Annotated in this window: 16 protein-coding genes; 2 read left to right on the top strand and 14 right to left on the bottom strand. The window is 44.1% G+C overall.

Annotated features, from left to right (window positions below):
- Positions 1 to 212: 212 nt before the first annotated feature.
- From IT291_05110 to groES, 11 genes are all read right to left on the bottom strand, one after another.
- Positions 213 to 2132, bottom strand: a complete 1920-nt coding sequence (locus tag IT291_05110; protein ID MCC6220606.1) for an ABC transporter ATP-binding protein — start codon at positions 2130 to 2132, stop codon at positions 213 to 215.
- Positions 2129 to 3970: an ABC transporter ATP-binding protein gene (locus tag IT291_05115; protein ID MCC6220607.1), complete on the bottom strand. Its 1842-nt coding sequence runs from the start codon at positions 3968 to 3970 to the stop codon at positions 2129 to 2131. Before IT291_05115 ends, IT291_05110 begins: the two co-directional genes overlap by 4 nt.
- Before the next feature lie 82 nt (positions 3971 to 4052).
- On the bottom strand, positions 4053 to 5870 hold the full coding sequence (gene recJ / locus IT291_05120) for a single-stranded-DNA-specific exonuclease RecJ (GenBank protein ID MCC6220608.1): 1818 nt from the start codon (positions 5868 to 5870) through the stop codon (positions 4053 to 4055).
- A 62-nt stretch (positions 5871 to 5932) separates the two neighbouring features.
- A complete protein-coding gene (locus tag IT291_05125; GenBank protein ID MCC6220609.1) occupies positions 5933 to 6256 on the bottom strand; it encodes a hypothetical protein in 324 nt (107 codons plus the stop codon).
- A gap of 68 nt (positions 6257 to 6324) precedes the next feature.
- Positions 6325 to 8034: a type II/IV secretion system protein gene (locus tag IT291_05130; GenBank protein MCC6220610.1), complete on the bottom strand. Its 1710-nt coding sequence runs from the start codon at positions 8032 to 8034 to the stop codon at positions 6325 to 6327.
- A gap of 101 nt (positions 8035 to 8135) precedes the next feature.
- Positions 8136 to 8588 carry a hypothetical protein gene (locus IT291_05135; protein ID MCC6220611.1) on the bottom strand — a complete coding sequence of 151 codons (453 nt, stop codon included), beginning with the start codon at positions 8586 to 8588 and terminating at the stop codon, positions 8136 to 8138.
- Positions 8589 to 8789: 201 nt separating this feature from the next.
- A complete protein-coding gene (locus tag IT291_05140; protein MCC6220612.1) occupies positions 8790 to 9551 on the bottom strand; it encodes a hypothetical protein in 762 nt (253 codons plus the stop codon).
- Positions 9535 to 10290, bottom strand: a complete 756-nt coding sequence (locus tag IT291_05145) for a hypothetical protein (GenBank protein ID MCC6220613.1) — start codon at positions 10288 to 10290, stop codon at positions 9535 to 9537. The genes IT291_05140 and IT291_05145 overlap by 17 nt, the downstream gene beginning before the upstream one ends.
- Before the next feature lie 293 nt (positions 10291 to 10583).
- The gene (gene lnt / locus IT291_05150; protein ID MCC6220614.1) at positions 10584 to 12164 is read right to left on the bottom strand and encodes an apolipoprotein N-acyltransferase; all 1581 of its coding nucleotides are present in this window, start codon (positions 12162 to 12164) and stop codon (positions 10584 to 10586) included.
- A 17-nt stretch (positions 12165 to 12181) separates the two neighbouring features.
- Positions 12182 to 13834, bottom strand: a complete 1653-nt coding sequence (gene groL / locus IT291_05155) for a chaperonin GroEL (protein ID MCC6220615.1) — start codon at positions 13832 to 13834, stop codon at positions 12182 to 12184.
- Between the two features lie 72 nt (positions 13835 to 13906).
- A complete protein-coding gene (gene groES / locus IT291_05160) occupies positions 13907 to 14200 on the bottom strand; it encodes a co-chaperone GroES (protein MCC6220616.1) in 294 nt (97 codons plus the stop codon).
- A gap of 288 nt (positions 14201 to 14488) precedes the next feature.
- Here groES and IT291_05165 point away from each other — a divergent pair, with 288 nt between their 5' ends.
- Positions 14489 to 16228 (top strand): proline--tRNA ligase, encoded by a 1740-nt coding sequence (locus IT291_05165; protein MCC6220617.1) that lies wholly within the window; start codon positions 14489 to 14491, stop codon positions 16226 to 16228.
- On the opposite strand, the gene bioB is transcribed toward IT291_05165, so the two are convergent.
- The 3 genes from bioB to IT291_05180 are packed head-to-tail and all read right to left on the bottom strand — an operon-like array spanning position 16215 to position 17859.
- Positions 16215 to 17174 carry a biotin synthase BioB gene (bioB, locus tag IT291_05170; GenBank protein MCC6220618.1) on the bottom strand — a complete coding sequence of 320 codons (960 nt, stop codon included), beginning with the start codon at positions 17172 to 17174 and terminating at the stop codon, positions 16215 to 16217. The genes IT291_05165 and bioB overlap by 14 nt on opposite strands.
- Positions 17175 to 17231: 57 nt before the next feature.
- The gene (locus tag IT291_05175) at positions 17232 to 17534 is read right to left on the bottom strand and encodes a putative addiction module antidote protein (GenBank protein MCC6220619.1); all 303 of its coding nucleotides are present in this window, start codon (positions 17532 to 17534) and stop codon (positions 17232 to 17234) included.
- Positions 17515 to 17859 carry a type II toxin-antitoxin system RelE/ParE family toxin gene (locus tag IT291_05180; protein ID MCC6220620.1) on the bottom strand — a complete coding sequence of 115 codons (345 nt, stop codon included), beginning with the start codon at positions 17857 to 17859 and terminating at the stop codon, positions 17515 to 17517. The genes IT291_05175 and IT291_05180 overlap by 20 nt, the downstream gene beginning before the upstream one ends.
- Before the next feature lie 139 nt (positions 17860 to 17998).
- Between IT291_05180 and IT291_05185 the strand changes: the two genes are divergently transcribed.
- Complete coding sequence (locus IT291_05185; protein ID MCC6220621.1) at positions 17999 to 18739, top strand: HAMP domain-containing histidine kinase; 741 nt, start codon at positions 17999 to 18001, stop codon at positions 18737 to 18739.
- Positions 18740 to 18796 lie beyond the last annotated feature (57 nt).

Raw genomic sequence — 18796 nt, forward strand, 5'->3', positions numbered from 1 at the left:
AGGACAGAGATGGTGCGAAATGAAGGAATTCCATCGCGATTACCCTCAATGCGGGCTTCAAATAGTCCAATATTGTTTCTCTAAATGGATTTTCTATGCTCATTTCGGCTACAGGGAAAAAAGTTGATATACACTAGCCCCCCCCTCACTAGCCCCTCTTTTTAGAAAACTTACACACGTTAGAATCCGCACATGCTGAGCCAACGTAGTCGTTATTGGCGTGTATTTGATACTTTAGTAAACCCAGATTCAAACTGTGAAAGAACTTCTTGAGTTGGTCCAATCATCCTGATCTGTCCTTCTTCCAGCCATAGAGTGCGTGTGCAGCGTTCGAGCGTTGAGAGTCGGTGAGCAATGATAATTTGAGTGCGGTGGCGGAAGAAATCGTTGCTGGCTTTGACCATCATCTCCTCGTTCTGTGGATCTACGGCTGAGGTGGCTTCGTCAAAAATAACCACGGGACAATCTTGTAATAGAGAACGTGCCATACAGATTTTCTGTTTTTCTCCTTGAGAAATGTTTCGTCCTTTCTCTTGAATCATAAAATCCAGTCCCTCAGCTTGCGCCTCAAGCCAATCAAGTAGCCCTACCCTATCGAGTGCGGAAAGAAGAAGTTCGTCATCAGACACGCCAATCGTTCCCATGAGCAAATTCTCTCTGAGACTGGCATTGAAGAGAACCGGTTCTTGAGTAATGAGCGAAAAATACTTTCGGTAGGTGTGAAGATAGATTCGGTTCGGTTGTGTGGTCTCGGAAGCGTTAAGGAGCGGGGCCAAGCCATTGACACTTATTTCACCACGTTCAAATGGATAGAGGTAGAAAAGAGCTTGCACAAGCGATGATTTACCACTTCCCGTTCTACCCACGACACCGAGTTTTTCGCCAGCTGCTACCGTAAAGCTAATCCCCTTTAACACCCATGGCAAATGAGGCTGATAGCGAAACCACAGGTTAGAAACAGTAATTTGGGCGGCAGTTGGAACAACGAATTTCGAGTCCTGACTTAGTGGCAACGGCATATTCGAAGAGGGAGCTCCCCAGTGTTCCGTAGGAAACTCGGCAACCTTCGGCAATAACCCGCCCGATTCGATCGGTTGGTGCAAGTATTGATCAAGGCGCTCAATGCCCGTTAGAGCTTCTTCAAGCTGGGCTAGCCATTCAAAGAAAATCTGCAATGTATTGCTCATTATGGTAACAAAAGTAATCGCTACTCCTATGGAACCAACGCTTACAATCCCCCTGCTCTGTAAATAAAAGGCGAACACTCCGGTAAAAAGCAAGAAAAGCCCTGAAACTATGTTCATCTTGTAAGCAAATAGAGTTACCTTCTGAAAAGTTTTGAGCTTTTGTGTAGAGAATTCATTATCTAATCGAGCAAAACGGTTTTCAAAAGTTGATTGGCGTAAGTAGGTGCGAATACTGCGAACGCCTAGAAGGCTTTCTGCAAAATGAGCGATTGAGGGTGCTCGAAAAAAGGCTAATGAGCGTCGCTCACGGCGCAATGAATCTCTATGCAACCGATAGACGAGATAGTCTCCGGTTGCAATCACACCAATAATTGCGAGATAGATCGGGTGCGCTAGGGTAATAAGCCCAATTATAGCAACCATATCAAAAACAATGCTAAGAAACTCAGCCAATGGCCCACCAAAGATCCTAAAGACATTGTTAAAGTCACTGGCAAACCTGGTAACCACCCGGCCCGTAGGCGTGCGGTCAAAAAAAGAGATCGAATACCTCGATGTGCGGTATGTTACCTCATCATAAAGCCGGCTAACGGCTTTGCAGGAGAGGCGTGAAAAGCAAATCCGATAGACTAATATAAGAATAAATCCGCTCACGTTTAGTAGTAAGAGAACTGCAAGAAAATCCTGAGCATTCCAGTTGCGTGCCCAATTCGAGATCCGAAGCCAGTCTGATGAATGTTCCTTCGTGAACTGGCCATCGATCCAATAACCAATAAGGTTTGCGTTAGATAAAAACAGGAGACGAGCAACAAATCCTAAAAACATAAAGCCCACAAGGGGCAACAAGAAAGGCTGATAACTAGCATGGAGTGTTTGAAGAAGGCGTCTACTGTATTTGCCGCTAAAATGGTGCTCGTCCGTGATAAATTGCTGACGGTTGCTCATGGACTAAATTCCTTCATTTCGGAATAGCCAGATAATTGAGAGGGCAAAGGGTTCGATTTGGACGTAATGAGAGCTTTGACGAATTCGCGAAACGCTGGCGAGTTGGCCGTGAGATCCTTTAGGGATCCTTGAGCTACTATCTTCCCCTCACTCAAAAAGAGGATCCGGTCGACTTTGTCTAATACAGAATGCCGGTGAGTTACAAGAAGGCGCGTCCTGTCCTTCCAACGACCCAGCAACAAGTCATGGGTCAAAAAATTCTCTACCCGCACATCAATCGCACTAAGTGGGTCATCCAGTAGAAGAATGGGGCGATCAAAATAGTCAGCTCGTGCGAGCGCGACTCGTTGTCGTTGCCCACCAGAGAGGTTAACCCCACGTTCACCTATCTCCGTTTCTAGACCCTGAGGGAGTTGCTCCTGCCTAGGGCAAAAGTGCGCGGCAGTAAGGGATTGTTGAACCTTATCGCTATTGCCGGCTTCTCCCTCGTCAGCAGCATAGTTAAAAATTACATTTTCACTAAGGGTTGCACTCATAATGAATGGTTCTTGGGGAATGTAACCAAAATACCTGCAAATCTGCTCCTGTGGTAATCCCAGAACCGATTTGCCTCCTATGTCATAAGTTGACATGGTGGCATTTGTCTCCCCCATTAGCGCAAGAAGGAGCTGGGATTTGCCACTTCCTACCTCTCCGACGATGGCTACAAATTCGCAAGGCTCAATTGCTAAATCAATATCTTTCAATATCTCCTTTCCGCCAGAAGAAAGGCAAAGACCAGTGACTCTTATCCGCGTATTGGTCACGTCGCAATTCGGCTCAACGCTTTGGATTATAGAAGTTAATCTCTTGGTCGAATTCCTCAATGATAAGAACGCACAGATCCGTTGTATCGAGGTCCACGCGTCGAAACTCATCGTAAAAAACCAGGGAAGTTGGCGAAAGGGTCTATTTAAAAAAACACCCAAGATCCATAGGAGGCTTAAAACTTGCCCAGGTGAGAAATTCGACTGTGACCGCGTCAGTGTGTAAAGAGCAACCAAGTTGATAAAAAATGTAGCAGTTGAAGACAGAGAAGTCATAGATTGTCCATTGGTCACCATCGCTATGCGGTTGTTGACCTCCTCCTCCCTTTTGGCACGTATCTTCGCTTCGAAAGGCTCAGTCCATCCCAGAATTCTCAAGCTTCGAATATTGAGTACCCACTCATTGACAACGGCTATGCGTTCAGCTGCCAGTTGCTTAAATTTCGTAAAAAACCGTGACTGTCTTTGAGCAAAGACGGAGCTAATGACAAAAACGAGCAGAATAGACGACAAAATTCCACCGAGAGGAAGGTCGAAAAGAAAATAGAGCGCCACAGGTGCAAAGAGAATGGGAAAAAGTGCGGATGCGCCATTTGCCAGCGTCTGATCCAAAAAAATTGTAGCCGCCGCCACGTCGGTAGCATAAAGGGCTATGAGATCTCCTCCCCCTCTCCCCGTGAGATTCTCGTGGCGAAGCTCAAGTGTCTTCTTGTAGATTCGCCGCGAGAGATATTGTTGGAATTCAATGGCCTCGCGCTGACCAAAAAAAGAAGAGGCAAAATAGAAGCCTTGCCCAAACGCGAAGGTGAAAAAGGAAAACATAAGCAACAAAAGTGGGTGAAGATCAAATGCGTAGAACTGAGAAAGCAATCCGCTACTTTGGCGAACACCAACGATGCGATCGATAAAAATTTGCTGCAAAAAGGGACTACATAGTCCCAAAAAACAACTCATTAAGGAAAAGACAAGAATCACAAAACGCCAGCGGGCGCGTCTAAAAAAAATCTCGAAAAGAAGTGCGGAGGGACTCATAAGAGGTTGTTCCTTGGCTTCTCTGCCGCTCTTCCCTTAGCTCATCCGCAAATTACCACTTATAGCCAAAAAACCCTTAGCGTTACCGCCAAACCTCTTTAACATTAAGTTGCACACTTGATACCCCACCATAAGAATTAATCTCAGGGTGATGAGCTATGTTTACCTTCTTTCCTTTAACCAATAACGGATGGCCTTGGAAGCGCCAGGCGAGGGCAAAGAGGCTATTGCTGCCATCGCTCAATCTTAGTTTCAAATGTCCATTGGCAAGACTTTGAACCGACTCAACCATAACGCCCTCCGTAACTAGCAGAGGCGGAGGGTTTTGTATGCCGTATGGTTCTAACATTCGCAGCTGATCGACAAGCTCAAAAGTTAACTCATCAAAAGTAACCTGAACATCTGCAATCCTAGTCCTCTTAGACATTTCTGAAGTAATCAGCGCCCTAGCCAACGCCACAAATTCAGTCTCGAATTTCTCCAAATTCTCCGGCAATAACGAAAAACCGCCTGCAGCAGCGTGGCCCCCATGCTTAAGTAAAATGCTGTCTAACCGCTGCAAGACATGAGCTACATCGAAACCCTTAATGCTGCGCACAGATCCACGAATAATCAACTTTCTACCGTCTCTACATTCCGTCTCACCATAACCCATCACCGCAGCTGGGCGATTAAAATGCTCGACTACCCGCTGCGCCACAATGCCAACAACACCTAAGTGAAAATCCTCGCCAAACAACACAAAGGCTGGAACGTCCCTAAAACGCTCCTCTTTGGCAATCATTTCAAGACAAGCAAGCCTCATGTCTTCTTCGATAGCTTTGCGTTTGTCATTTAACTTACTAACACACTGCGCAAGAGATTTCGCTCTATTGGCGTTCCCAGTAGTCAACAGCTCAAAAACTTGACTAGCATCATCTAACCTGCCAGCCGCATTAATACGTGGCCCCATTGCAAACGACACGTGCCCAGCGTTTAATCTGCCTTTGGAAACACTTGCAACTTCTTTTAGTGCTATTAATCCAGGACGGCTAGTATTGCGTAGCGCCTCTATACCTCTATGAGCTATCAGCCGATTTAGCCCCGTAAGAGGAACCATATCGCATATGGTCCCCAAAACTGCGAGATCTAGAAAGTCTTTCGGATCAGGAACATTGAGGCCCTTTGATTCAAGCTTTTCCTTCCAACGGACGCTCACTTCCTTGCGCAAGACTATCAACAACATCCATACGAGGCCTGCCGCACACAACTGATGCTTTCCAAAGGGACAACCGTCTTGCACAGGATCTATTAAAATATCAGCAGGGGGCAAGGCGTGCATTTGATGATGGTCAAGCACAATGGTCTTTAGTCCTAATTTTTTTGCGTACGCCAATTCCCTTTCACTCGTCACACCGCAATCGACCGCAACCAATAAACCAGTGCCCCCGCGAACACATTTTTCAATTGCCGAACTTACTAAGCCATATCCTTCGGCAAAGCGATTCGGCGTATAATAGTTAACCTTAGCACCCAAACTAACTAAGTATAGATAAAGCTGCGCGCCCGCACTGAGCCCGTCGACATCGAAATCGCAATAAATTGTTATTAACGTATTATCTTCAACCGCTTCTAGCAGAAGCCGAGCAGCCTTCTCTATATTCTTGACTTCGCTCGGATCGGGCAAGTGACTGCGCAAATTGGGATACAAAAAATTCCTCGCGTCTGCGACAGTAGCGATGGAGCGACTGACCAGGATTCTCGCCAATACTGGCGAAACATTTAACTCTTTAGCAATTGCCAATTCGCTGTCTTCAGTTTCACTTGAACAGCCGTGCCTAATGATTACCTCAGCCGGCAACGCTAGATGCGACGGTAGCTGGTCGTTAGTTTTTTTAAATGGAGTGCTAGTTTCTTGCATTAATCCTTCAGACGATCGCGAGGGCTATTATTCTTGTTGCTGAAGGTAAGCTAATATATCAGTTAAGCACAATTGCTAGTCGATATTATACTTACGGCTTCTTTAATTACCGTATCACTTCGACTAACAAAGGACAAAAAACTAAAATGTTCGACATCCTTGTCAAGAAACAGGTGATCCTCAGCTTCATTTAACAGCGAGTCCAGATCTTCCTCTAAGACGAGCAAACATACCCTAGATTCGCAGGTTTGTGCTCTATCTACCAAAACCTGAACCATTTCCAAGCATTGCAATAGCTTGCGATGGCAGACTTCTATGTCGTTCTTTTGACTACTCCAGGACGCAGCTCCCTTCGCAGCCGAGTTTTTATTAGTTAAATTCAGCATGAAAAGGTAATCGACTAATACCTTCTCGCACTTAATATTTTGAGCCTACTATCAATGTTAGTAAATCACTAGTTTCCCGACATCTCCAAGATTTCGGGCGAAATTCCAATCGCTTCAAGCGCAGCGCATTGCGATATTAATTCGCGAGAAAGAGCGTCTCTTACCTGATAGGCATAGGGCCTATAACCTTCGGAAAAGGCTAGTCTTCGAAGAGAATTGAAGCCACCGTAATCTTTTAGTGCCACTGCGCCACCCTGAGACATAGATTCTTGACATAAGAAGTTCTTTATTGCAGCAGTAAGTGGCAGCAGTTCAAATACCCCTAAGCGCCCAATAACACCAGTATATTGGCAATTTCTACAACCTAAACACTTGCTAACAACCAAAATATTACTGTCGAGTTCAAAAATACGCCCTAGCACAGGTGAAGGTTTTATTCGCACGGCACAATCCGCGCAACTTCGCGCTATCAGACGTTGGTTAATAACTAACTTTAAAGAAGTCAGCATCAAATCTAAAGGCACACCCAATTGCCTCAAGCGCTGAAACACTTCTATGCAACTAGAGCAATGCACTGTACTCAAAACTAGATGCCCAGTAATACCGGCGGTTAAGGCCAGATGAGCGGTCTGCTCGTCTCTAATTTCGCCCACCATCAAAATATCCGGGTCTTGCCGCAATAATTTTCCTAGGAGCTGTGCATATCCAAGTCCTTTATCTGCGCATACCTCCACTTGGTTAACACCACTAATTTTTCGCTCCACCGGCTCTTCGATAGTAATGATGTTTAATGGTTTTTGCTTAAGATAGATTAACGCTCTATGCAAAAGAGTTGATTTTCCACTGCCAGTTGGTCCAGAGGAAATAATTGTTCCACCTCCTACAACTAAGTGAGACCGAAGCATATCGCTCTGCTCATCGGTAAGCCCAAGAGAAGAAAAAAAACTCCGCGAATCAGAGCTATCAAAATCACTTACAAAAGCAGCCTGATCCAAAAGTCGCAATACAATCTTTTCGCCATTAACAGTAGAAACCAGGGAAACGCGAATCCTGTATTGACTGCCGACCGTGCTAAAGCTAAACCCTCCATCCTGCGGAGTGACATCATTAGTAATATCTAACCCCGCTAAAACCTTTATTCTTCTAGCAATATTTTTTGCAATAAGCGGGTTAAGAAAAAAGTCACTCTCGGTTCTAAGTATCCCATCAATCCTATATCTAACTATTGCAGTTCTCTCTTCCGTCGGATCGAAATGCACATCAGACGCCCCTAGCGCAATTCCTCGATCGATAATAGTCTCGAGCAATTTAGGTATAGGACTATCCGTAACCGCTCTAACTTCGGCATTTTCAGAATAATTGTTTAAACTTTTACAGACGGCAGATTTGCTTTTCTCTAAGGCGCTATCTAAGATGCTCCGATCTTGCCGATAAGCCGCCTGAATGGCGCGCATTATTACTTCTCGATGATAGCACTCTGCCTCTATTTCCATGTTTACGACAAACCGCAATTGCTGAAATATATCCAGATCGAAAGGTTCGGGAAAAACTGCGGTAAAAATGCTTAGATGCGCTGACTGAGACACAACTGCAAGCGGCAATACGCAAAACCTTTCCGCTAGCTCCAATGGCACTAGTGTCCTCGCTTCGCTTGAGGAGCAAGACGCAAGACGTCGCCATGCCTCCTTCTCAGAGCCTAAATCCCATTTATTGGCAAGTAAATCAACTTTACTAGCCAAGCCATACAAAGTTGCAAGTTCTTTTTTCGACGATGACATGCACAAAAAACTTCCCTATAAAAAACGCACCTCTAACAAACCACATGCGTAGCATTATCGTCGAAATAAAAAAAAATGACTGATTTTTTTGTTTAGCTTCTTTAGCTAGCCGCCCAAAAATCCAGATAAGAGGAGTAACCCTTTATTACCTCTCCCTTGGCAAGCGCTTTGTTTTGTTTTGAACTCTTAGGAACTATCAACTCTACTACAGTTTCCGGGCTATCCTTAAAAACCGAAACCTGCGACATAATGAGGCCAACTGTGCCACGCTTAAGAACATCGCGATAAAGCGGGTTAATCTTTACGCTGACTTGAATTTCGTCCCCGCTGTCACCATTGCTATTGACCGCGCCAATTTCTGCATCGCTCTCGGAATGCAATACATCACTTACAACACCTACCCACTGACCATCAGCCAATACCTTTGCACCTTCGCCAAGACCATTTAAGTCATCAAAAGAAACAGCGACTTCTACAGGCTCAGAGTTCGCCAGGGCTGGAAACACTGGAAAGAAATAAGAAAGAATTGTGGTAAGAACGTAAACTCCTATCATGATTCCCTATTCACCTTTTTACAAAGTTAACTTCTAAGAGCAAATGCTAAAAAAATTTCCCACTAACTACTTGCAAGCACATGTCTCCGCCTCAATTAACAAACACAACCACCACTCTCTCAACAATTTCAATTCACCGAGCAACCGAATACACCTAACACAGTCATACTCAATCGCTCAAGCACTTCCTATTAAAACAACCTACCTATTAGATGCCGAAACCGCAGCGTTTTCAATGTAAGACTGCAAACGAGCCGCTCGTTCTTCTTGGTGTTCGACTGAATCAGGGGGTAAGGCCTGTCCAGGTGTTTGCCTCAATTCAAGATAAGGATCAACTGGCGGTGGCGCCTGTTTAAGTCTTTCTTCCTCCTTGCGCCTGTTTTCCTGCATGACTTCTTCGTGGCGCTTGGCCAACTTAAGAGCTTCTTCCTTGCCGCGCCTAAGATTTTCCGGCGTAAAGCGCCTTGAAACAGGCCAATCCCTATTCCTAAAGGCCTCGATTAAGGCGTCGTCAGTGCCTTCTTCGTCAACGTCTTCTAAACCCAAAATCTCATCCTGCGAATGATGCGATACAGATTGACTTGTTAAACTATTACTATTAGCAGAATCGAACTTGGAAGAAGGAAAAATCTTTTGAACGCCATTAACGACAACTTCTGAAGTGTCGACCGTATTTTGGTTCTCAACGGCTGGCACAAAGCCATGTCCCACTACCACCTCAGGCTCGTTTACACCAACCGCAAGATCTCGAACGGAAGAAGCCGCGGCAGGTAATTCATCACTTGCACTACTTCCTGTACCATCGAACCCCGTGGCATCGTCAACAACAACCGGCTTAACAGCAACAGCCCTAGTGCTCTCCTCTGGCTCTCTCGATTGTGGACTAATCGAGAGAGCCAAGAAAAAAGCAACTCCACAAAGAGCTGTGCAAACTAAAATGCTCTTATTAAAGAACTTGCTCACGAGTATTGAGGTCCACTGATGCATCCAACGTAAACGAGCTTGTAGTTCCAGAATACATAGAAACCCTACCTTGCAAAGCTCCAAATGGCCCATTGTGAGAGACCATAATTAAGCCAAACTTATTTGCACCTGCCGCTGTGTGTATGTCAACGTCAGCTCTGCGATTTGCCGCGATGCTTACGCTCTGCTGATCAATCACCACAGTGCCATCAAAATTTATCGCAGTAACCAATGCAGTAACCGTATCGTTCGTGGTATTTAACAACTCAAGAAAGTTAAAATCACTTACGTTAGTGTTATAGCCGCCGTACAGAGTCGTCTCCTGGCACTCGATCTTAGCATTCTCGCCGCCACTCTCAGCGTTAGTTAAAGTCATAGTATGAAGACCAGACACTGTAGGTGTAAATGATAGCCTATTATCTCCAAGAGTCCCCTCCTCGGTAACTACTGGAGTCATGTTGCCAGTAAATCTACCAGTTAACGTACCACCTGAGTAACTAAGTGTGTCACTCAAATCTAAGTTTGTTCCAGTGCCATCTCCCAAAACGGTACAGGCATAACTGCGATCTGCCTCAACTTGAAGCGAAAAAACTTGGCCCGAAGAAACAGTTGAACCACCTTCTACCGATGGACTAGAACCCATAGTTACAAACCCCGCTGCAAATACGACCTGGGGAAACGCAAAAAGAAACGCAAATAATGCGAAAGTACTTTTAGAAAACCATTTACCAGTGTTCATAATAAAACTCCTTTTACTTAAATGATCGTTTATTAAATGCGATCGCTACAGTCACTTAACTACCGAGTTACTTCCTATACAGAGATCCTCTAACACCGTTAATTAAAAGCGTAAAGTAACTTATCATTAAACAGTAGTTTACCAACAAGTCACTTTATACCATTTACAAAAATCCTTTTTGTAAATGGTATAAACAGCAAGTGCGTATGCACTTGCCAATAAACAACAAATACCGTTTCCAAAAAGTAAAATATTTAACTTACTTTTTGGAAACGGTATACCACGCTGGCCTATCAAAAAAGTAGCGATATGAAGTGGAACGGCGATTTTATATCAACAACATGTATATTCGATTCGTACAGTCCGGAATGCAAAAAAGGCGGCAATGAGTGTATAGTTTCTCCTAGTGGATTAATAACGGCTGTAATTCCATTATTAGTCGCTCGCACCAAATATCTACGGTTTTCAATAGCACGCCATGAAGCCACTAAATGATGCTGCTGTGATGCAACCGATTGCAAGAACCAATTATCATTTGAAAGCACCAACAATAAATTTGCGCCTTCCTTGCTCACCATATCCCGAAAAGGCTTTGTCCACATATCTTCGTAACAAATTATAGTCGCTATTTTTAAATCAACTAGCTCACCTGAAGATGCCGTTAGCCTAATTTCTAATGGTTTGCTTTCTCCTCCAGAAAGCATAATGAACTTCTTTTGATGTAGATTCTCTAAAACTGGGAACAAATCGCTAAGTGGCATGCGCTCCGAAAAGGGAAACAAAATATTCTTGTGATAGACTCCCTTAATCGCTCCATTAGTGCCCAAGAGATACGCGCTGTTGTAATAAGCGTCCTTCCCATCACGATATTTTAGTACACGAGTCTGACCGCCAAAAATAATCGGCATTGTGCGTTCTGGGAACGGATCTCGAGATGAACCTTTGTTGATAATTTCATCACTACCAAAGTAATCATGCCCAACACTCGATTCGGGCCAAATCAACAAGTCAACATCTTTGTCGCGCATGTAGGAAATTGAAAGCTGGCGGTATTTTTCTATGTTGATGTCCTTTTTGTTAGCATGAAAATCTCGCAACGGATCCAAGTTCCCCTGAATGACGAGTAAAGAAATACTGGGAGAAGCATTAACCGCTGCGTTAACTTGCTGAATTCGAATGTAGCCATAAACGAGAATGAGTGAAAAACTAATAGCTGCTGCCAATGTGCTACCTATATTAATTGCTTGTCTTTGATGTAAAAGCAGGCTTCTAATAAAAAAAACTAAACAACTACTACACCAAAGCATCACCCAACTAATGAGCGACACCCCTGCCACATCCGCAAATTGCGCTAGCAACGAGAAACGAATCTGCGTATGTCCCAACATCCACGGCACTAATTTTGGCACCGTTATTTCCGCCAGCAACCAAGCACAAGGTAAACACAGTTGATAGCGCAGTAAAAAAGCGTTCCGCCTTAAACCACGATAAACGGCATTCATCGCTACAAATTGAAAGGACGAAACAGCCGAAAATAAAATTAAAAGAATCGCAGATGAAAAACCAGAAAACTCTCCAAATACGGAAATTACCTTAGCTAACCAGTGAAAGGTAGTAATATGAGCAGCTAAACCAAAAGAAAAAAGCTTGCAGTAAGCCGGCCTCTCGTCAATTAAATAGAGAGTCGCAAAGAACAGACTAAATGACCAACCTAAGAAGGCACTATAAACCGTGCTGGGACAAAGAAAGGAAACGCCGAGCAAGACGCCGCCAAGAATCCACGGCGCAACGCCAATAAAAAAGGGCCAAATAAATTTGGCCCTTTTTAGGACCGAGCGATAAGGTTTATGCCTATCGCTCGGTTCGCTGTTCATGACATCAGCAAATAGAATTACATCATTCCACCGCCCATGCCGCCCATACCACCCATGCCAGCAGCACCAGCACCACCGGCGCCAGCCTCCTTCTGGTCTGGCTTATCGGCGATTAAGGCCTCTGTAGTCAACATCAGTCCAGCAACAGAAGCAGCATTCTGCAACGCGCTGCGAACTACCTTGGTTGGGTCGATAACGCCAGCTTTGCTTAGGTCTTCTAGCTGCTCTGTAGCGGCATTAAATCCAATGCTGCCTTTAGCATTGCGAACCTTGTCGACAATAATCGAAGCTTCATGGCCAGCATTAGTAACGATAGTGCGGATAGGAGCTTCGAGCGCACGAGCTACGATCTGAATTCCTACCTTTTCTTCGTCATTAGCTTCTACATCGTTAAGTGCGTCTAATGCTCGCAATAGCGCAACGCCCCCGCCAGTAACTACGCCCTCTTCTACAGCAGCGCGAGTAGCATGCAGGGCATCCTCAACTCGTGCCTTCTTCTCCTTCATCTCTAGCTCGGTAGCAGCACCGACGTTAATTACTGCAACACCGCCGACGAGCTTTGCTAATCTCTCTTGTAGCTTTTCTCTATCGTAGTCGCTAGTGGTCTCGTCAATCTGAGTGCGAATCTGTTTTACTCGCCCTTCGATCTTAGCCTTCTCACCAGCACCATCGATAATCGTAGTGTTGTCCTTGTCGATAACTACTCTCTTAGCACGGCCAAGGCTATCGATGTCTAGGCTCTCTAGCTTAATGCCTAAATCTTCGCTAACGAACTTTCCACCCGTCAACGTAGCGATATCCTCTAACATTGCCTTTCTGCGATCGCCAAAACCAGGAGCTTTTACGGCCGCAACCATCAAAGTTCCACGAATCTTGTTTACGACCAAAGTGGCGAGCGCCTCTCCTTCTATATCTTCTGCGATAATCAATAGCGGCCTTGCAGAGCGAGCTACTGTTTCGAGAATTGGAAGAAGATCCTTCATGCTGCTTACCTTCTTCTCGTTAATGAGAATGTAAGGATCGTCAAGTATCACTTCCATGCGATCTGGATCGGTTACAAAGTAAGGAGAAAGAAATCCTCGGTCAAACTGCATTCCTTCTACAACTTCAAGCGTAGTATCCAGGCTCTTTGCTTCCTCGACAGTAATTACGCCTTCCTTACCAACTTTCTCCATAGCCTCAGCAATAATCTTCCCAATAAAAGGATCGTTGTTTGCCGAGATAGTGCCAACTTGCGCAATCTCTTCCTGAGTCTTTGTCTCGCGAGATAGAGAGTGCAGTTTCTTTACTACCGCAATAACTGCCTTATCAATACCGCGCTTAATGCTCATTGGATCATGCCCAGCGGCTACCATCTTAGAACCTTCTCTAAAGATAGAACGCGCTAGCACGGTAGCTGTAGTCGTTCCATCGCCAGCTACGTCAGAAGTCTTGGATGCAACCTCGCGAACCATTTGTGCACCCATGTTCTCAAACTTGTTTTCAATCTCAATTTCCTTAGCAACGGTAACCCCATCCTTTGTTACAGTTGGGCCACCAAACGATTTCTCAATAACCACATTGCGGCCACGAGGTCCCATGGTCACTGAAACCGCATCTGCTAAAGCATTCACACCTCTTAGCATTTCGTCTCGCGCATCGAGACCAAACTCAAGAATCTTCGCTCCCATTATATTAAAATCTCCTATTTATGGGTTAAAATATTACTAATTAAAATAAACACTAGTTATTAGCAGCAGCTCTTACTCGATTACTGCCAAAACGTCGTCCTCTCTCATAATGAGGCGCTCTTCGTTGTCTATCTTAATCTCAGTACCAGCATACTTTCCAAATAGAACAGTATCTCCACTCTTAACGTCTAGTGGCCTAATAGTACCATCTTCTGCTACCTTTCCCTTCCCAACCGCTACAACCTTTCCCTTTTGTGGCTTCTCCTTAGCAGAATCAGGAATTATAATTCCTCCAGCAGTTTTTTCGTCTTCAGTAAGACGTTCAACAATTATTCTGTCATGCAAAGGACGTAGTTTCTTTGACATAGTTAATGCCTCTCCTTCCTTAATTATTTAACATTGCATAAGTTTTACGCATTTACCCATATATCTTAGACCTAAAATAAAAATCCTAAGATACTATAATAATTGAAACTATTTATAGATAAAGCCGAAAAACAGCTCTAATTTAGTCATTCAACTAAATAAGCTCTTCTTGTTTAAACACCCATCGGTGGTTTGTCAAGCAAGGTAGCTAACAAAAAGCCATATCAAGTGAGAGAATGAACCGAGCAGTTGCGAAAGAACGAAACGCTAAATATACTTCTTCAACTTATGAAACAGAGTATTGCATTCATACACACACTTAGAAATCCACCAGCTGATGCCGAAGTAGTGTCACATCGCTTATTGGCGCAGGCCGGCTTTATACACAAACTGGCTGCTGGCATCTATTCCTATACTCCACCACTAAAAAGAGTTTTGGACAAAATTTCCCAAATAATTCGCGATGAAATGAGCAAAGCGGGAGCAGAAGAAGCTATGCTTGCCATGGTTCAACCAAAAACTATTTGGGAAGAAAGTGGTCGCTGGGATCAATACGTAAACGACGGCCTATTGTTTCACCTGGAAGATCGCAAAAGTGCCGAACTTTGCTTAGGCCCCACGCACGAAGAAGTAATGACTAAACTAGTCTCGCACTTCGTTGAGTCTTATAAACAGCTACCCGTTAACCTTTACCAGATTCAGGACAAATTCCGCGATGAAATTCGCCCTCGTTTTGGACTAATGCGCGGCAGAGAATTTATAATGAAGGACGGCTATTCCTTCGATGCAGACGAAGAAGGCATGAATCGCAGCTATTTAGCGATGAAGGAAGCTTATTCAAAAATATTTGCTCGCTGCGGACTGCTTTTTATTCTAGTAGAGGCCGATTCGGGCGCAATTGGAGGAAGTTGTTCCCAAGAATTCGTCGTTACAGCTTCCACAGGCGAAGATGTTTTTCTGATCTGCGATGAGCTCGAATACGCAGCAAACCAAGAAAGGGCTGAGTCAATTATACCAAACACGTCCAGTCGGGGAGAATCGCCACTAGCGATTCAAAAAGTATCTACTCCCAATGTTCGCTCAATTGAGGAACTCTGCGCCTTCTTCGATTGCCTAAATCCAGATAGAATCATAAAAACCCTCCTTTACAAGGCCATTTACAAGGATAGGGAGGAATTTCTAGTTACATTAATCAGGGGCGATAGGGAAGTTAACGAGGTAAAACTTAAAAACCATTTAAACTGCCTAAGCGTTTCGCTTGCAAGCGACGTAGAGGTTAAAAACCTAACAGGCGTTGAGATTGGGTTTCTAGGGCCAGTAAAGTTAGCAAAAAACCTCCTAGTTCTTGCCGATAGCAGCATAGATGGCATTTGCAATGGCACTACCGGTGCTAATGAAAAGGATTTTCATTTTGTAAATGTAAATATCGGTCGCGATTTTTCTGTGTCAAACTACATCGACATTGGCTTAGCCAAGGCTGGCGATACGGCGATTAACGGAAATGCCGAAAACGCATCCCATAAGCTAAGAGCCACTAGAGGTATTGAGGTTGGACACATTTTTAAATTGGGCGAAAAGTACTCTAAAGCCATGAATGCTACTTTTGTCGATAGCGATGGGCAAGCAAAAAGCTTTGTAATGGGAACGTATGGAATTGGAGTTTCGAGAGTCGCAGCGGCAGCTATCGAACAGTCTCACGACGACAAGGGAATGATTTGGCCTCTAGCAATTGCACCTTGGGCAGTGCATCTCATTTGCATTAATCCTAAGAATGACGCTCAAGCCCAAGTTGCGGATAAACTTTATCGCCTACTTCTAGCAGAAAACATCGACGTATTATACGACGATAGAAGCGTTTCGGCGGGAATCAAATTTAACGATGCCGATCTAATAGGCATTCCCCTAAGGGTTATCGTGGGCAAACTTGCTTCTAGTGGCAAAGTTGAGTTTGTCGAGCGCAAGTGCTTATCTAAGCGCGTAGAACTTGAGCTTGAAGAGGTTTTGCCGACTATCTCTAAGCTTCTCTAAAATGCATACCTAGGCGCTGCATGAGTTTGTAGTCGGCATCTTCGCCAGGGTTTTTAGTGGTAAGCAATTTTTCACCTGCAAAAATGGAATTTGCCCCTGCAATAAAGCACAAGCTTTGAGTTTCATCGCTCATTTCGGTTCTTCCAGCAGAGAGTCTAATCAAGGACTTTGGCATAATTATTCTTGCCGTTGCAATTACGCGAACAAAATCCAATGGATGAACCGGCTCGGCAGCTTCTAAAGGAACGCCTTCAACGCGAACTAAGCAATTTATCGGCACACTTTCGGGATGAGGATCTTGATTTGCAAGCTCACGAAGTAGACCCAATCTATCTCCTTCGCTCTCCCCCATGCCGATTATGCCGCCACAACACAATGAAATGCCGGCCTTTCGCACAGAGCTAATGGTGTTTAGCCGATCCTCATAAGTGCGAGTAGTAACGATATTTTCGTAATATTCTGGCGAGGTATCTAGGTTGTGGTTGTAGTAGTCACAGCCAGAAGCTTTTAGGCGCTTTGCTTGCTCCAAGGTTAGCATACCCATAGTACAGCAAACTTCTAACCCCAAAGAAGAAACTGCCTGCACCAACTCAAGAACGCTATCAAAATCTGCCCCATCTCTAACTTCTCTCCAAGCTGCTCCCATGCAAAAGCGCGTGGAGCCATGTGCCTTAGCTTCCTTGGCATTTTCTAACACCGTCGACTTATCGAGTAACTTGTGGCGCTCAAGGCCGGTATCGTGGTGTGCACTTTGGGGGCAATATTTACAGTCCTCACTACAGCCTCCCGTTTTAACCGAGAGCAAACTTGAGCGCTGTAATTCATTGGGCGAAAAATTTTCGCGGTGAATAGTTTGTGCCTGATAGATTAAATCAGAAAAAGGTGTGCGATAAATGCGCTCAATTTCTGCAAGTGTCCAATCGTGACGAATATTTGAAACAGCCAAGTTTTACCTCCACCACAAAAAAATAATTGAAAAGTATAAAAATTGCCTTACTTAACTTTAGGCTGCTTCCCTCTCGCTCGGCGTGAACTTAACACTAATTCCCAAAGCTCGAAGTACCGCAAGCAGGTTTGCCAAAGTTGGATTACCTTCCTCTGAAAGCATTTTATACATGCTCTGCCGATTGAGATCCGTAATATCAGATAATGTTCCTATGCCTCCATGAGCCTCGGCAACATTCCTTAAAGCAATAAGAAATTGATTTACCGATCCCTGCTCCAGTGCGACAGATAAATACTCAGCCGCAAGCTCCGAATCTTGAAGCTTTGTAATCATAAACTGGTCATAACTTTTTGTTGGCATCTTTCTTATACTCCATCCAAAGCTCTTGCGCGTAAGCTATATCTTTTCTCTGAGAACCCTTATCTCCTCCACAGAGCAGAATCACTACTTGCTCACCTTCTAAGCCAAAATAAATGCGCAAACCCGAGCTGTAATAAATTCTAAGTTCATAAACTCCATTGCCCACACTTTTACAGTTCCCAAAATTACCGAGACAAACTCGATCAATACGACTTAATACTAAGGCCTGTGCGCGCTTATCTTTAAGAGTCTCAAACCATTCTTCATATGGTGCCCTGCCACTGCCTGTCACAAATGTTGTGACTTTCCGCTCCTTTATTTCCATGTTAATATTGTCGTATATATGCGACACGCTGTCAAGTTATAGTCTTGGTTTTTGAATATGACTCGACTAGTATGCAGCTTCACAATTAGGATTCTTAATTTCCAAATAAGAAAAACAATAGCCAGCAAAGAGATGGCACATGTCTACCTTACTAACAACTCTATTTGCAAGCATAGTGGGCGAAAGTGAAGAAAATAGCGATATTTTGGATCTCTATGCTCACAACATGAAGCAATATTTGCTTCTAAACCAAGAATTAATTTCTAGGGCGCAACATCTTTCGCCGACCGCCGATCTGTCCATCTTACTAAAGAAAATGCGAAGCTCTCTGCTTCACGGCTTGCAGCAAACGAACCTTGTGCTGCTCACACAGCGCGATAGAAGCAATAGGTTAGAGGTTCACCCAGTAATAGTTGAGGCAAATGAACTAATTAGACAAATTATAGATGAGTATAGTCCACTATTTGAGGTGGCTGAAATTGCATTGCACCTAGACTTAAGTGAATGCAATGTAAACGTGGCATTAGACCCAGCAATTTTTCCGTCTGTCATCATTAATCTCCTAGATAACGCCATAAAGTATTCCAAGCCAGGGGGAAGTGTTTCTATCTCGAGCAAGACACGAGAAAGTGTTCTAGTAATAGAAATTTCCGATAACGGCATCGGCATACCAGAAGAAGACAGAGAGCTAATTTTTTCCAAGCACTTTCGCAGTGAGAACACTAGCCATGTTTCTGGAAGTGGACTAGGGCTATACATGGCAAAAAAAATAGTCTTAGCTCATAATGGAGCTATCAAGCTAGAAAAAACTAACAAATTTATCACTACGTTTTGCATAGAGCTACCTATCGCTGGTTCTACTAGCAAACGAGAAGACTGAGAGTAAAAGAGCTTTTTTTCTAATAATTTCGAGATAATTACACCACTACTGGGCTAC

It is taken from the genome of Deltaproteobacteria bacterium (assembly GCA_020845775.1).
In the GTDB taxonomy this organism is placed as follows: Bacteria; Bdellovibrionota_C; UBA2361; order SZUA-149; family JADLFC01; genus JADLFC01.

Excerpts from the sequence above, each read along its gene's own strand:
- IT291_05165 (MCC6220617.1), top strand. The coding sequence starts at position 14,489 with ATGAAACAGAGTATTGCATTCATACACACACTTAGAAATCCACCAGCT.
- IT291_05125 (MCC6220609.1), bottom strand. The coding sequence starts at position 6,256 with ATGCTGAATTTAACTAATAAAAACTCGGCTGCGAAGGGAGCTGCGTCC.
- IT291_05175 (MCC6220619.1), bottom strand. The coding sequence starts at position 17,534 with ATGCCAACAAAAAGTTATGACCAGTTTATGATTACAAAGCTTCAAGAT.
- groES (MCC6220616.1), bottom strand. The coding sequence starts at position 14,200 with ATGTCAAAGAAACTACGTCCTTTGCATGACAGAATAATTGTTGAACGT.
- IT291_05145 (MCC6220613.1), bottom strand. The coding sequence starts at position 10,290 with ATGAACACTGGTAAATGGTTTTCTAAAAGTACTTTCGCATTATTTGCG.
- IT291_05180 (MCC6220620.1), bottom strand. The coding sequence starts at position 17,859 with ATGGAAATAAAGGAGCGGAAAGTCACAACATTTGTGACAGGCAGTGGC.
- groL (MCC6220615.1), bottom strand. The coding sequence starts at position 13,834 with ATGGGAGCGAAGATTCTTGAGTTTGGTCTCGATGCGCGAGACGAAATG.
- IT291_05115 (MCC6220607.1), bottom strand. The coding sequence starts at position 3,970 with ATGAGTCCCTCCGCACTTCTTTTCGAGATTTTTTTTAGACGCGCCCGC.
- IT291_05110 (MCC6220606.1), bottom strand. The coding sequence starts at position 2,132 with ATGAGCAACCGTCAGCAATTTATCACGGACGAGCACCATTTTAGCGGC.
- IT291_05185 (MCC6220621.1), top strand. The coding sequence starts at position 17,999 with ATGTCTACCTTACTAACAACTCTATTTGCAAGCATAGTGGGCGAAAGT.
- lnt (MCC6220614.1), bottom strand. The coding sequence starts at position 12,164 with ATGAACAGCGAACCGAGCGATAGGCATAAACCTTATCGCTCGGTCCTA.
- recJ (MCC6220608.1), bottom strand. The coding sequence starts at position 5,870 with ATGCAAGAAACTAGCACTCCATTTAAAAAAACTAACGACCAGCTACCG.
- IT291_05130 (MCC6220610.1), bottom strand. The coding sequence starts at position 8,034 with ATGTCATCGTCGAAAAAAGAACTTGCAACTTTGTATGGCTTGGCTAGT.
- IT291_05135 (MCC6220611.1), bottom strand. The coding sequence starts at position 8,588 with ATGATAGGAGTTTACGTTCTTACCACAATTCTTTCTTATTTCTTTCCA.